At 68.9% G+C, this 12,112-nt stretch carries 17 protein-coding genes; 4 read left to right on the top strand and 13 right to left on the bottom strand.

Going from position 1 to position 12,112, the window contains the following annotated elements:
- The first annotated feature begins 91 nt into the window (after window positions 1-91).
- Together AQJ91_RS13640 and AQJ91_RS13635 are read left to right on the top strand one after the other, a co-directional pair.
- Window positions 92-829: a response regulator transcription factor gene (locus AQJ91_RS13640; protein WP_067020427.1), complete on the top strand. Its 738-nt coding sequence runs from the start codon at window positions 92-94 to the stop codon at window positions 827-829.
- Window positions 826-2,277 carry a sensor histidine kinase gene (locus tag AQJ91_RS13635; protein WP_067020424.1) on the top strand — a complete coding sequence of 484 codons (1,452 nt, stop codon included), beginning with the start codon at window positions 826-828 and terminating at the stop codon, window positions 2,275-2,277. The genes AQJ91_RS13640 and AQJ91_RS13635 overlap by 4 nt, the downstream gene beginning before the upstream one ends.
- Here AQJ91_RS13635 and AQJ91_RS13630 read toward each other — a convergent pair.
- From AQJ91_RS13630 to AQJ91_RS13615, 4 genes are all read right to left on the bottom strand, one after another.
- The gene (locus tag AQJ91_RS13630; RefSeq protein ID WP_067020421.1) at window positions 2,252-2,611 is read right to left on the bottom strand and encodes a hypothetical protein; all 360 of its coding nucleotides are present in this window, start codon (window positions 2,609-2,611) and stop codon (window positions 2,252-2,254) included. The genes AQJ91_RS13635 and AQJ91_RS13630 overlap by 26 nt on opposite strands.
- Window positions 2,608-2,955 (bottom strand): hypothetical protein, encoded by a 348-nt coding sequence (locus AQJ91_RS13625; RefSeq protein WP_067020418.1) that lies wholly within the window; start codon window positions 2,953-2,955, stop codon window positions 2,608-2,610. The genes AQJ91_RS13630 and AQJ91_RS13625 overlap by 4 nt, the downstream gene beginning before the upstream one ends.
- Window positions 2,956-3,103: 148 nt before the next feature.
- Window positions 3,104-3,325, bottom strand: a complete 222-nt coding sequence (locus AQJ91_RS13620; RefSeq protein WP_067020415.1) for a DUF397 domain-containing protein — start codon at window positions 3,323-3,325, stop codon at window positions 3,104-3,106.
- On the bottom strand, window positions 3,322-4,155 hold the full coding sequence (locus AQJ91_RS13615; RefSeq protein ID WP_067020412.1) for a helix-turn-helix domain-containing protein: 834 nt from the start codon (window positions 4,153-4,155) through the stop codon (window positions 3,322-3,324). Before AQJ91_RS13615 ends, AQJ91_RS13620 begins: the two co-directional genes overlap by 4 nt.
- 397 nt (window positions 4,156-4,552) lie before the next feature.
- Between AQJ91_RS13615 and leuE the strand changes: the two genes are divergently transcribed.
- Window positions 4,553-5,215 (top strand): leucine efflux protein LeuE, encoded by a 663-nt coding sequence (gene leuE, locus AQJ91_RS13610; RefSeq protein ID WP_067020409.1) that lies wholly within the window; start codon window positions 4,553-4,555, stop codon window positions 5,213-5,215.
- A gap of 95 nt (window positions 5,216-5,310) precedes the next feature.
- Window positions 5,311-7,374: a pectinesterase family protein gene (locus AQJ91_RS13605; RefSeq protein WP_067020405.1), complete on the top strand. Its 2,064-nt coding sequence runs from the start codon at window positions 5,311-5,313 to the stop codon at window positions 7,372-7,374.
- On the opposite strand, the gene AQJ91_RS13600 is transcribed toward AQJ91_RS13605, so the two are convergent.
- From AQJ91_RS13600 to AQJ91_RS53545, 9 genes are all read right to left on the bottom strand, one after another.
- On the bottom strand, window positions 7,361-7,801 hold the full coding sequence (locus AQJ91_RS13600) for a hypothetical protein (RefSeq protein ID WP_067020401.1): 441 nt from the start codon (window positions 7,799-7,801) through the stop codon (window positions 7,361-7,363). The two genes, AQJ91_RS13605 and AQJ91_RS13600, sit on opposite strands and share 14 nt — an antisense overlap.
- A complete protein-coding gene (locus AQJ91_RS13595; RefSeq protein WP_067020398.1) occupies window positions 7,785-8,300 on the bottom strand; it encodes an RNA polymerase sigma factor in 516 nt (171 codons plus the stop codon). Before AQJ91_RS13595 ends, AQJ91_RS13600 begins: the two co-directional genes overlap by 17 nt.
- On the bottom strand, window positions 8,297-8,974 hold the full coding sequence (locus AQJ91_RS13590) for a class F sortase (RefSeq protein ID WP_067020395.1): 678 nt from the start codon (window positions 8,972-8,974) through the stop codon (window positions 8,297-8,299). The genes AQJ91_RS13595 and AQJ91_RS13590 overlap by 4 nt, the downstream gene beginning before the upstream one ends.
- Window positions 8,971-9,348, bottom strand: coding sequence for a Tat pathway signal sequence domain protein (locus tag AQJ91_RS13585; RefSeq protein ID WP_067020392.1), 378 nt, complete (start codon window positions 9,346-9,348; stop codon window positions 8,971-8,973). The genes AQJ91_RS13590 and AQJ91_RS13585 overlap by 4 nt, the downstream gene beginning before the upstream one ends.
- A gap of 153 nt (window positions 9,349-9,501) precedes the next feature.
- Entirely contained in the window at window positions 9,502-10,248 is a 747-nt protein-coding gene (locus AQJ91_RS13580) for a nucleotidyltransferase (RefSeq protein WP_407696850.1), read from the bottom strand.
- A gap of 149 nt (window positions 10,249-10,397) precedes the next feature.
- Window positions 10,398-10,598 carry a DUF397 domain-containing protein gene (locus tag AQJ91_RS13575; protein WP_067020389.1) on the bottom strand — a complete coding sequence of 67 codons (201 nt, stop codon included), beginning with the start codon at window positions 10,596-10,598 and terminating at the stop codon, window positions 10,398-10,400.
- On the bottom strand, window positions 10,595-10,798 hold the full coding sequence (locus AQJ91_RS13570) for a DUF397 domain-containing protein (RefSeq protein WP_067020386.1): 204 nt from the start codon (window positions 10,796-10,798) through the stop codon (window positions 10,595-10,597). Before AQJ91_RS13570 ends, AQJ91_RS13575 begins: the two co-directional genes overlap by 4 nt.
- The gene (locus AQJ91_RS13565) at window positions 10,782-11,621 is read right to left on the bottom strand and encodes a helix-turn-helix domain-containing protein (protein WP_067020383.1); all 840 of its coding nucleotides are present in this window, start codon (window positions 11,619-11,621) and stop codon (window positions 10,782-10,784) included. The genes AQJ91_RS13570 and AQJ91_RS13565 overlap by 17 nt, the downstream gene beginning before the upstream one ends.
- 216 nt (window positions 11,622-11,837) lie before the next feature.
- Window positions 11,838-12,098, bottom strand: coding sequence for a hypothetical protein (locus tag AQJ91_RS53545; protein ID WP_067020380.1), 261 nt, complete (start codon window positions 12,096-12,098; stop codon window positions 11,838-11,840).
- Between the last annotated feature and the right edge of the window lie 14 nt (window positions 12,099-12,112).

Genomic DNA, 12,112 nt, shown 5'->3' with positions numbered 1-12,112 from the left:
GAGGCTGAATGCGTTCAGCACCCTCAGCACCCTCAGCCCGCATTGCCCTCAGCCCCCCGTTCGTCCCACCGCACCGAGGAACCCGAAGCCCATGAGCCCCGCCGATGGCGACCGTGACCCCCAGCGCATCCTGATCGTCGACGACGAGCCGGCCGTGCGCGAAGCACTCCAGCGCAGCCTCGCCTTCGAGGGGTACGACACGGAGGTCGCGGTCGACGGCGCCGACGCGCTGGAGAAGGCGACGGCGTACCAGCCCGACCTGGTCGTCCTCGACATCCAGATGCCGCGCATGGACGGCCTGACCGCCGCGCGCCGGATGCGTGGGGCGGGCACGACGACGCCGATCCTGATGCTGACGGCCCGGGACACGGTCGGGGACCGGGTGACGGGGCTGGATGCCGGGGCCGACGACTATCTGGTCAAGCCGTTCGAGCTGGACGAGCTGTTCGCCCGGGTGCGCGCCCTGCTGCGGCGCAGCTCCTACGCGGCGGCGGCCGTCGCCGGCACGGACCAGGAGGACGAGGCGCTGACCTTCGCCGACCTGCGCATGGATCTGGCGACGCGGGAGGTCACGCGGGGCGGGCGGCCGGTGGAGCTGACCCGTACGGAGTTCACGCTGCTGGAGATGTTCATGGCGCATCCGCGCCAGGTCCTCACGCGTGAGCAGATCCTGAAGGCGGTGTGGGGCTTCGACTTCGAGCCGTCGTCGAACTCACTGGACGTGTACGTCATGTACCTGCGGCGCAAGACCGAGGCCGGGGGCGAGCCGCGGCTCGTGCACACGGTTCGGGGCGTGGGGTATGCGCTGCGGCAAGGCGGGGCGGAGTGAACAGGGTCGTACGGCGGGTCCGGACGCTGCCGATCCGGTCGCGGTTGGCGTTGTTGGTGGCGGCGGCTGTGGCGTTTGCGGTGGCGGCGGTTTCCGTTACGTGCTGGTTCATCGTGCAGGGGAAGCTGTATGACCAGGTCAACGAAGACCTGCGCAAGACTGCGTTCAAGACACGGGAGTCCCCCTGGGTCGAGCAAGCGGTCAACTCCTGCACTCAGACTCCGCAGAACACGGGCCTTCGGACCACGTACGCCGAGGTGCTCAAGGAGGACGGCACAACCTGCGTCCTCCCGAACTCCCTGAGCACGATCAAGGTGACCCAGGCCGACAAGGACGTGGTCGAGAAGGCCGGCGAGGCCGATGCCACGGGCATCGTCCGCAACGGCACCGACGAGGACGGCAACGCCATGCGCGTGATGACTGTGCCGCTGCCTCTCGTCAAGAACGACGGCACGACCGCTCAGCCTGTCAACGCCGCCCTCATCGTCGCCCTCCCGCTCGATGGCACCCAGAACACCCTCAACGACCTCGCCCTGATCCTCCTCCTCGTCTCCGGCATCGGAGTCGTCGGCGCCGGAGCCGCCGGCCTCGCAGTCGCCCGCGCGGGCCTACGCCCCGTCGACAAGCTCACCGAGGCCGTCGAACACGTCGCCCGTACCGAAGACCTGAGCGTCCGCATCCCGGTCGAGGACGACGCCGAGGACGAGGTCGCCCGGCTCTCCCGTTCCTTCAACTCCATGACCTCGGCACTGACCAGCTCCCGCGAGCTGCAACAGCAGCTCATCGCGGACGCCGGCCACGAACTCCGCACCCCCCTCACCTCCCTCCGCACCAACATCGAACTCCTCACCCGCAGCGAGGAAACCGGCCGCCCGATCCCCGCCGCCGACCGCAAGGCACTCCTCGCCTCGGTGAAGGCGCAGATGACCGAACTGGCGTCGCTGATAGGCGACTTGCAGGAGTTGTCCCGGTCGGAAGGCCAGCGTGGTGAGCGCGTCCAGGTGATCTCGCTGGAGGAGACGGTCGAGTCGGCCCTGCGGCGGGCACGCCTCCGTGGCCCGGAGCTGACCATCAGCGCCGACCTGCATCCCTGGTACGTCAGGGCGGAACCGTCGGCCCTGGAGCGCGCGCTCGTCAACATCCTCGACAACGCGGTGAAGTTCAGCTCCGAGGGCGGCTCCATCGAGGTCCAGCTGGCCGCCGGCGTCCTCACTGTCCGCGACCACGGTCCCGGCATCCCCGCCGACGAACTCCCGCACGTCTTCGACCGCTTCTGGCGGTCCCCGAGCGCACGTGCACTCCCCGGCTCGGGCCTAGGCCTGTCCATCGTGGCGCGTACGGTGCAGCAGGCGGGCGGCGAGGTGACGCTGGCCCGAGCGGAGGGGGGCGGGACGGTGGTTACGGTGCGGCTGCCGGGGGCGGCTACTCCGCCGCCGGAGGGAATGTAAGCGGGTCCGCTGCCTGCCAGAAGACCTCATACACCAGGATCTGCGGATCCTCGATGCGCCGATCGAAGCTGTAGACCAGCCAGCCGTAGCCCTTGTCGAAGTACAGGATGCGCGGCCCCTTGGGGTCGCTGGACCGCACTGGCTCGACGCGCATGCCCTCTGGGAGATCACCATCGGCGTCGATCCCCCGGAAATACGGGTCCTTCGCAGTGACCAGCTCGGCGCGAGCCTCGTCAACCATATTCCGCGCATGCTCGGGCAGCACATCACGGCCGACGAGGGCATCGAGCCGCCAGTCCATCTGCCAAGGCGGCCCCATGAACTCATCGGTCACTCGCCGGGCCCCAGCTTCCGCGTGCCGTAGCGAATCTTCGCCACCTCGTCGATCAGAGCTTTGGCCTCAGCAATGTCGGTTGCCTCTGCAGCACGGTGCTGGAGCTCGGTCACATGAGCGTCGAGCTGCGGATCACGGGCGATCGCGTACTCGCACCACCAGCGGGCCATGAACGCAGGCACAGGACCAGGGTCGTACGCGTCAGCGATCGCCCACTTCCAGTGGGCGTCGAAATCAGAGAGGAGCGCGGGAGCGTGCTGGGCGATGGCCCTGCGCAGCGCCTTCGGGGTCCGCTCGGGCATGGGGGGGACGACGTGACCGGTTTCCGCAACGTGGGCAGCCATGCTCGATGTCCTCCTTCGACGCGCCGTGTCTACGACCATAACCGCCTCGTACCTTTCACATCAGTCGTTCGTGTCCTGGTCATTTATTCGACCGGAAGACCAACGATGGAGGCGGCTCAGTCCCGAAAACCGGACATCCCGACAGGCGTCACCCGAAGGTGTGCGAACCCGCCCTTCCCTTGACGGCCTCCACGAACGACCCCCACGACGACGTCTCGAAGATCAGCGGACGTACCGCCGGGGTCTTGCTGTCGCGGACGGGGACTATGCCCGTGTAGCCGTCGGCGACCTCGACGCAGTTCGTGCCGCCCCCGTCGCTGTAGGACGACTTGCGCCACACAGCGGTGGTCAGGTCGGGGGTTCGGTTCATGATCTGCACTCCTCCAGAAGGCGTTTGATGAACGCCGTCGACTCCACCGGAGTCAGAGCCGCGTCCCTGACCAGATCGTAGGACAACCGGAAGGACAGAACCTTGTCCGGATCCTCGATCAACTCGCCGAAGCCGTTGCCCTCCACGTAGGCAACAGGGTCGCCGACTCGCTGCCAGAACAGCCAGAGGTGGCTGTCCATGAGGTCGTGTACACCGGCCGTGAAGGGCAGCACCTGGAGCGCGACATTCGGGAGTTCCGCCGCGTCCACCAGATGCGACAGCTGGTCCGCCCACACCTTCGCGTCGGGAACCGGGCGCCGCAACGCACCCTCGTCCAGGATCACGCGCACGCTCGGCGCCGGATCCCGGTACAGCAGCTCCTGCCGTCCCATGCGCAAGGCCACCTGCTCCTCGACTTCCTCGCCGTTGCCAGCCGTTGTCTGAGCTCCGGACAACCCTGACAACACCGCACGGGCATAGTCCTCGGTCTGTAGAAGTCCCGGCACCCGTAGCTGGAACATCCACATGACCCGCGCCGTCGCCTCCAGCTCCATGAACGCCTTGTACTTGTCCTTGATCACCTCCTTACGCGCATCCCGCCACAGGCGAACCAGCAGGTCACCGGAGCCGTGATACCGGTCCAGGTCCTCCATGACCGCCCGTTTGGAGAGCCGTTCGCCCGTCTCCAGGCGGTACAGATAGCTCTTGTCGTACGACGTCTCGTCGGCCAGCTGGGCCAGCGACTTGCCGGCCTTCTCCCGCAGGAACCGCAGCGTTCGCCCGAGGGCCACACGCCTCGACTCCCCTTCTGTGACCGGGTGTTCGGCCATGTCGCCCCTCCCCGTTGTCTGGCGCCCAGACAACGCCAGCACTCTTCCGCAGCGTACGCCCGGACAGTGACGGTCAGGGCACGAACGGTAATCATCGCTCGTCACGGCACTGCGAAAGGAGCCCTTGCGGTTACGCATCACGAGACGCTGCGGCTCACTCCTGCTGACCCTCGTACGACCAGTGCGGCCGGCACATGGGCGTCACCGAGCCCCCGCTCCGCCCGAGCACCCCCATCACTGAGCGGCGGCACGGCTCGAGGCGCTCACGCCTGGACGCACGGTCCATCCCGCTGGAAAACAGCCCGGCGTGGGATCTGCTCCTCGACTACCCTCCAACGGACCGCGGACGTGGATCAGTTGGCAGCCGCAGCGGCAGTCACCACGGAGGGAGAAGCAGATGCTGGGAGTGTCGAACCTTTCCACCTACGCCCTGGGGACGCTTCTCATCATTCTTCTCCCGGGGCCCAGTTCGCTCTACACCCTCTCCGTGGCGGCACGGCGCGGGGTGCGGAGCGGATACCGCGCCGCGTCAGGCGTGTTCATCGGTGAGGGCCTGCTGATGGTGCTCACCGCGGCGGGGCTCTCCTCGCTGCTGACCGCCAACGATTTCGTCTTCTCGGTCATCAAGTACGCGGGCGCCGGCTATCTGGCCTGGATCGCCGTCGGAATGATCCGCTCGGCCTGGGCTATGTGGCGTAACCGGCGCATGGCGGCATCCCCGGCCGAGGCCCCGGAGGCCGCCCACGGCGCCGCGGACGCCGAGCGGCCGTTCCGGCGGTCGTTGCTGATCACGCTGCTCAACCCGAAGGCGATCCTGTTCTTCATCTCCTTCTTCGTGCAGTTCGTCGACCCGTCCTATCCGCACCCGGCACTGTCCTTCGGGCTGCTCGCGCTGATCTACCAGGTGATCAGCGTCAGTTACGTGACCCTGCTGATCCTCGGCGGCACCTACCTCTCGGCCCAGTTCCGCCGCCGGCGGCGCCTGTCGGCCGGGCTGACCAGCGGCGCCGGCGCCCTGTTCCTCGGGTTCGCGGCGAAGCTGGCCACCACGGGCGGCTGAGGCAGCACGGCGGGCCTGGGCGCGCGGCAACCTTTTCCCCCTCGGCTGCAACCACCAAGTGACGGAACCCACCCCGCACTTGATCGGAATCAGCCGTGACTGAAACCCCCCGCAGCAGGGCCCGCCACCGCAGAAGGAAGACGGCCGTGGCGATCGGCGTCCCCCTCGCACTGACCGCCGCCGGGACCATGGCCTACGGCACGGACACCGGCCTCTTCGGCGCAGGCGCACAGCGCACCGCCTCCGCCGCCGCACCCGCCTGGGCGACCGCCACCGCCGACGGCTTCGCCTCCGTCAACTCCCTCGGCCAGAACGGCACTTACGGCGGCCGGGACGGCAAGACCGTCACCGTGAAGACGCTCGCCGACCTGGAGAAGTACGCGACCGCCGCCGAGCCGTACGTCATCGTCGTCGCCGCCACGATCAACATGAACCCGGTCGGCAAGGAGATCAAGGTCAAGTCGGACAAGACCATCGTCGGCGCCGGGACCTCCGGGCAGATCGTCGGCGGCGGGTTCTTCCTCGGCACCGGCGTCCACAACGTGATCATCCGGAACCTGACCATCCGGGACTCGTACCAGGGCATCTGGAACGACAAGGACCACGACTTCGACGCGATCCAGATGGACGGCGCGCACCACGTCTGGATCGACCACAACGACCTGCGGCACATGGCCGACGGGCTCATCGACATCCGCAAGGACAGCACCAATGTGACGGTGTCCTGGAACAAGCTGAGCGACAACAACAAAACGTTCGGCATCGGCTGGACCGAGAACCTCGTCACGGACATCACGATCCACCACAACTGGTTCCGCGAGACCGAGCAGCGCAACCCGTCGACGGACAACGCGGCCCACGCGCACCTCTACAACAACTTCCTGGAGGACGCCGCCGGGACCACGATCAAGTCGTCCTACGGCAACTACTCGCGCGGCAGGACCAGGATGGTCCTGGAGAACTCCTACTTCCAGGGCATGAGGAACCCCGTCACCAAGGACAGCACGGCGAGCATCGTCCAGAAGGGGAACACGTTCGTCGGCACCAGCGGGCGTAACGAGAGCGGCGGTACGGCCTTCGATCCGAAGAGCTACTACAGCTACAGCCTCGACAAGACAGCCGACGTGCCGTCGCTCCTCAAGTCCGGTGTGGGGCCGCGCACTTCCATCGGTACGACTGCCACCACCAGCGCCGCCGCCGCCACGACCCTCACCGTCGCCAAGGACGGCAGCGGCCAGTACCGGACCGTGCAGGCCGCGGTGAACGCCGTACCGGCGAACAACCCCTCCCGCGTCGTGATCTCCGTCAAGCCGGGCACGTACCGCGAGCTGGTGAAGGTCCCCTCCAACAAGCCGCACGTCACCATCCAGGGCACGGGCGGCAGCCGGAAGGACACGGTGATCGTCTACAACAACGCGGCGGGCACCCCCAAGCCCGACGGCTCCGGCAACTACGGCACGGGCGGCAGCGCCACCGTCGCCGTCCAGGCCGACGACTTCCAGGCCCGCAACCTGACCATCTCCAACGACTTCGACGAGGCCGCCAACCAGTCGCTCTCCGGCCACCAGGCCGTCGCCCTGCGCACCGCCGCCGACAAGGTCTTCCTGGACGGCGTCATCGTCACGGGCGACCAGGACACCCTGCTCCTGGACACGGCCGCCAAGGACAAGCTCGGCCGGGTCTACATGACCAACTCCTACGTCGTCGGCAACGTCGACTTCATCTTCGGCCGCGCGACGGCGGTCATCGACCGCTCGATCATCACCCTCAAGAAGCGCTGGAACGGCACCTCCGCCGGCTACATCACCGCCCCGAGCACGGTCGCGAACCGCAAGGGCTTCCTGATCGCCAACTCCACGGTGAACGGCGACGTGTCGGCCGGCAGCTTCTACCTCGGCCGCCCCTGGCACGCCGGCGGCGACGCCGCCCTCGACCCGCAGACCACGGTCCGCAACACCAACCTCAGCGCCGCGATCAAGTCCACGCCCTGGACCGACATGAGCGGCTTCTCCTGGAAGGACGACCGGTTCGCCGAGTACAAGAACACCGGCCCGGGAGCGGGCAGCGCGAGCAGCGACCGCCCGCATCTGACCGACGCCCAGGCCACCGGCCAGGAGGTCGCGGACTGGCTGGGCGGCTGGACGCCTACGGCTTCCTGAGGTCGTCCGTGGTCGGAACCGGCGACGGCACTGCGGAGGGCGACGTCGGTGCCTGTGTGGAGGCGGCCGGGGTGTCGGTCCCGGTCGCCTCGGCGGGGTTGGAGGTGACGGGGGGTACCGGGGACGCCGACGGGGTGGGCGTGGCCGGCGGGCTGCTCGCGGGAGCCGGGGCGAGCGGCACCGTCGGGGACGCGGGTCCCTCGGCTGTCCCCGGGTGGAGCGGCAGCGCGACGAGGACGGCGACGGCGACGGCGCCCGCCACCCCGACCCCGGCGGCGGCACGGAGCAGTCGACGGCGTGCCGCGGCACGGCGGATCGCCTCGTAGCGGCCGGGCGGCGGGCCGAGGTGGGTGGCGGGCGGTCGCAGGATGACGGCGAGGGGGTCGTCCGGCTCGAAGTCCGGACCCTCGTCAGAGTGTGTGATCAAGGCTTCTCCCCAGATGGGCGCGGAGCAGTTCGCGGGCCGCGTGGAGGTCGGCCTTGATGGTTCCTTCCTTGCGCCCGGTCAGCACGGACACCTCCCGGATCGGCATGTCAGCGTAGTAGTGCAGCAGGATCGGGACGCGCAGTCGTTCCGGCAACGACTGCACGAGCAGACGGACCGAGGGGTCCGCCTGCTCGGCCGGCGGGCGTACGGCGGCTTCGACGGTGGCCCGGCGGACGGCTCTGCGCTCGCGCTCCAGCTTGCGCCAGTGGTCCCGGACGAGGTTGGCCGCGGTGACGTACAGGAAGCCCTGGGGCTCCGCGACGGACGTCCAGCGGGCCCACAGCCGGGTGAACGCCTCCGAGGCGATCTCGTGGGCCGTCTGGTCGTCGTCGACCAGCCGACGGCACCAGCCGGCGAGGCGCGGGTAGAGGGCGGCGAACAACTCGGACGCCGCCCTCTCGCGGGACGTGTCGCGGAACTTGTCGCGGGGCCGTTTCAACGCTCTCCAGGGCTTGTGGAGTTCAGGGCGGCGAAGACGATCACGTTGTCGCGGTAACCGTCGTCGTCGGTTCGGGGGCCGCCGCAGGTGATGAGCCGCAGCTCGGGGCGGTCCACGTTCCCGTAGACCGCGTCCACCGGGAAGTCGGCCTTGGCGACCGTCCGTACGGCGGTCACGGCGAACACCGCCGCCGTGCCGTTCTCCAGGCTCGCCACGATCCGCTCGCCCCGCCGCAACCGCGCGAGGTGCCGGAAGACGCCGTCCCCGTAGGCACCGACCGTGGCATGACCGAGGATCACCGACGGCCCGGTCTGACCCGGCGTCGGCGAGTGCCGGTACCAGCCTGCCCGGTCGTGCTTCGTGATCGGGGGCACCTGCACGCTGCCGTCCGGGGCCAATCCCAGCCGCATGACCGGGGTGTCGACCCCGACGGCGGGGATCCGCAGCCGGACCGGGACCGAACGGCCGACAGCGCGCGCCGAGTTCGCGGAGGCCCGCGGAGACGGTGGCGTGCTGCTGGGGGTGCCGCCGCCGGTCGTGGCCCGTGGTCCACCTCCCTGACCGCCGCCGCAACTCACGAGCAGCGAGGCCGTCGCCGCGGTGACGAAGGCGCGCCTGGAGAGCGGCGACGCCGACGTCGTACCCGGCTCGCCCGCCGACGCCGTACGCGTCATACCCGGCTCGCCCGCCGACGCCGTACGACATAGACCGCCGCGCCACCCCCGACCAGCACCGCGGCGGCAGCGCCCCCGCCGATCAGCCCGCCGTCGGCCCCGGAACGCGCCGACTCCGGCGCCACACCGGTGTCCGGGGCACCGCTGGGCACGACGGAGACCTGGCCCTCGTCCTCCGCCGAGGGCACGGGGGACGGGGCCTCGGACGGGGCCGCGGTGGCGGGGACCGAAGGGACAGGGGACGGGGCCTCGGACGGGGCCACGGTGGCGGGGACCGAGGGAACCGGGGTCGCGTCGTCGGCGAAGGCGGGCGCGGTGCTCGCCAGTACGGCGGTGCAGGCAAGTGCTATGGCGCTGAGGACAGTTCGGCGCATGAATCGCTCTCTCTCGTCGGTCCGCCGGCCCGGTTACATGGTGGGCGGGCGGGCGTGTTGTGCCAGGGATCGAGCGGAGAGACGAGAGAGCGGGGGTACGGGTTGTAAAGAGACGGCAAAGTCGGGATGCCGTCGGGTGACGCCCCGAGCAACTCAGGGGCGGGGCGCCTTCTCGCCGTGCACGGCTGTGTATTCGGCTGCGAGCCAGGGTCCCAGGTGGTCGATGAGCATGCTGAGTACCGCCGGGTCTGCCGAGGGCGTGCGGCCGGTGGCCGCAGCGATGCGCATCTGCTCGACGCGCTCGGGGTAGTAGCGGCCGAACAGCTCGGCGGACTCGCTGAGGTCGCTCGTCCAGCCGCCCCAGCGAGGCATGATCAGCGTGAACCCTGTGCGGACGATGCGGCGGCTCACGACTCGGCTGAGGGTCTTGCGGTCGGCGTCCGTGGCGGCCTCGGCCGCTCGGGCACGCCATCGCGGGAGCACCAGTGGGAGGTCGCCGTTCGTCTCGCGGGCGAGCAAGGATGTGGGGCGGTAACGGGGAAGCTGTTCGGCGAGGTCGTGGCCCAGCAGTGGGGTACACAGGCAGGCGACAAAAAAGCCGCCGTCATGGCGTTCGAGTTCGCTGAGAAGGGTGCGTGCGCCGGACAGGAGGATACCGACGCCGTTGATTTGGGCACAGGAACGGTCGAGAGCGGCCTCGATCGTCTTGGCGTCCGCTCTGTCGGCCTCAGTGGGCTCGTCGCGGAGGGCGAGAAGCAGGTCGAGGTCGGAGACACCGGGGATGGCGGCGCCGCGGGGAATGCTGCCGTAGAGATAGGCACTGTGCAGTCGTGTGCTGCCGAACATCTCGGTGATCTGAGCGCGGGAGGCATCGACGACAGGGGCGAAAGCTTCTGGCACACGGCTCAGCGCACCTTCACGCGCGATCGTCCCATCCCGGTTCAGCCCACTTCCGCTGAGGAGCTGTGAGGCGTGCTGGGCGATGGCGTCGCGCAGCGCTTTGGGAGTGCGCTCCGGCATCGGCGGAACGGCCTGACCGGTCCTCTGGGTCACCGCAGTTCGCTCTTCATCTCCGTCAGGAACGACGCCCATGAGGTCGCGCCGAACACGAGCCGCGGGCCGTACGGGACTTTGCTGTCGCGGACGGGGACGAGGCCGGGGTAGCCGTCGGCGACCTCGACGCAGTCGTTGGCTCCCCCTTCGCTGTAGCTCGACTTGCGCCAGACGGCGGTGCTGAGGTCGGGGGTCACGCGGGCTCCCTCACACCGTGCACGAATGCGGACCAGGACGAGGCGCCGAAGACCAGGACGCGGCCCTCGGGGAGCTTGCTGTCGCGGACGGGGACGAGGCCGGGGTAGCCGTCGGCGATCTCGACGCAGTCGTTGGCTCCCCCTTCGCTGTAGCTCGACTTGCGCCAGACGGCGGCGCTGAGGTCAGGGGTGCGCTTCATGGTGCCTGTGCTCCTTCAGTACGCGCCTGATGAACTTGAGCGAGTCCGACGGGGACAACGCCAGGTCGCGGAGCCGATCGTAGGACAGTCGGTTCCGCAGGACCTCGTCTGGATCCTCGATCAACCGACTGCAACCGTTGCCTTCCTTGTAGGCAACGGCACTTCCGTCCCGCTGCCACAGCAGTGTCAGCGACCCGTTCATATGGTGGTGCGCGCCCGCAGAGAACGGCAGTACCTGAAGCGCCACGTTGGGCCACAGCGCGGCGGCCTCAAGGTGAAGAAGCTGGTCGTGCCAGGTCTGGGCGCTGGCAGCGGGACGCCGGAGCGCGAACTCGTCCAGGATGATGCGGACATCGGGCTGCGGCTCCTGCCGTAGCAGATACTGCCGCCCCAACCGCGCCGCCACCTGTTCCTCGACCCACTCGTCAACATCAGCCGTTGTCTGGGCCTTAGACAACACCTCCCGGGCGAAGTCCTCGGTCTGCAGAAGCCCAGGCACACCCGGCGTGAACACCCACATGACCCGTGCCGTCGACTCCAGCTTCATGTATTCCTTGTACTGGTCCTTGAACGCGTCGAGCCGCGCCGCCTTCCAGTGGCTGACCAGCAGGTCACCGGCCCCGTAGTACCCGTCCAGGTCCTCCATGACCGTCACCTTGGACAGCCGTTCGCCCGACTCCAGACGGCTCAGATAGCTCTTGTCGTACCCGGTCTCATCGGCCAGCTGCCCCAGCGATTTGCCCTCCTTCTCGCGCAGAAACCGAAGCGTCCGCCCCAGCACCGCACGCCCCGACTCGCCTTGCGCGTCAACCTGTTCGGCCACGTCACCCCTCCCTGTTGCCTGGAGCCGCAGACAACACCGACCCCCTTCCGCAGCGTACGTGTCACCAGTGACGATCGAGGCACGAACGGTAATCACCGCTCGTCAGAACCACGCCACGACAAACCCCCGCAGCCGATGGTGCTCGGCCCGGGGGCGTGGCCAACGCTGCGAAGGAGCGCCGACATGAGGGAACGTATCGCGGGATTCTGCGAGTTACTACTCCTCGCACTCGTACGGGCACTGCTGCCCGTACGAGGCCGACACCGAGCCGTCTACCCCCAACCGCCCACCCAGGAACGGCCGGTGGAAGCGACCCGCCGCCCTCTCGACGTATGGCCCTTCGAGCCCGACGGCCAGCTCGTACGCCCGTACCTCCTCACCCCGGAAGAACGCCACCAGCGCAAGCTCCAACGGCAACGACACCGAGCCCTGTGGCTCGCCGTGCACGGCATCGACGTAGGCCCGCGCCACATCCACGGGATCGAGGTTTC

Origin of the sequence: Streptomyces dysideae (assembly GCF_001514305.1) — a bacterium.
In the GTDB taxonomy this organism is placed as follows: domain Bacteria; phylum Actinomycetota; class Actinomycetes; order Streptomycetales; family Streptomycetaceae; genus Streptomyces; species Streptomyces dysideae.
This window is presented reverse-complemented; position numbering and strand designations above follow the sequence as displayed.

Bases quoted from the DNA above. Each gene is read 5' to 3' on its own strand.
- AQJ91_RS13590 (WP_067020395.1), bottom strand. From the start codon at position 8,974: ATGACGCGTACGGCGTCGGCGGGCGAGCCGGGTACGACGTCGGCGTCG.
- AQJ91_RS13615 (WP_067020412.1), bottom strand. From the start codon at position 4,155: ATGGCCGAACACCCGGTCACAGAAGGGGAGTCGAGGCGTGTGGCCCTC.
- AQJ91_RS13640 (WP_067020427.1), top strand. From the start codon at position 92: ATGAGCCCCGCCGATGGCGACCGTGACCCCCAGCGCATCCTGATCGTC.
- leuE (WP_067020409.1), top strand. From the start codon at position 4,553: ATGCTGGGAGTGTCGAACCTTTCCACCTACGCCCTGGGGACGCTTCTC.
- AQJ91_RS13620 (WP_067020415.1), bottom strand. From the start codon at position 3,325: ATGAACCGAACCCCCGACCTGACCACCGCTGTGTGGCGCAAGTCGTCC.
- AQJ91_RS13585 (WP_067020392.1), bottom strand. From the start codon at position 9,348: ATGCGCCGAACTGTCCTCAGCGCCATAGCACTTGCCTGCACCGCCGTA.
- AQJ91_RS13570 (WP_067020386.1), bottom strand. From the start codon at position 10,798: ATGAAGCGCACCCCTGACCTCAGCGCCGCCGTCTGGCGCAAGTCGAGC.
- AQJ91_RS13625 (WP_067020418.1), bottom strand. From the start codon at position 2,955: ATGGCTGCCCACGTTGCGGAAACCGGTCACGTCGTCCCCCCCATGCCC.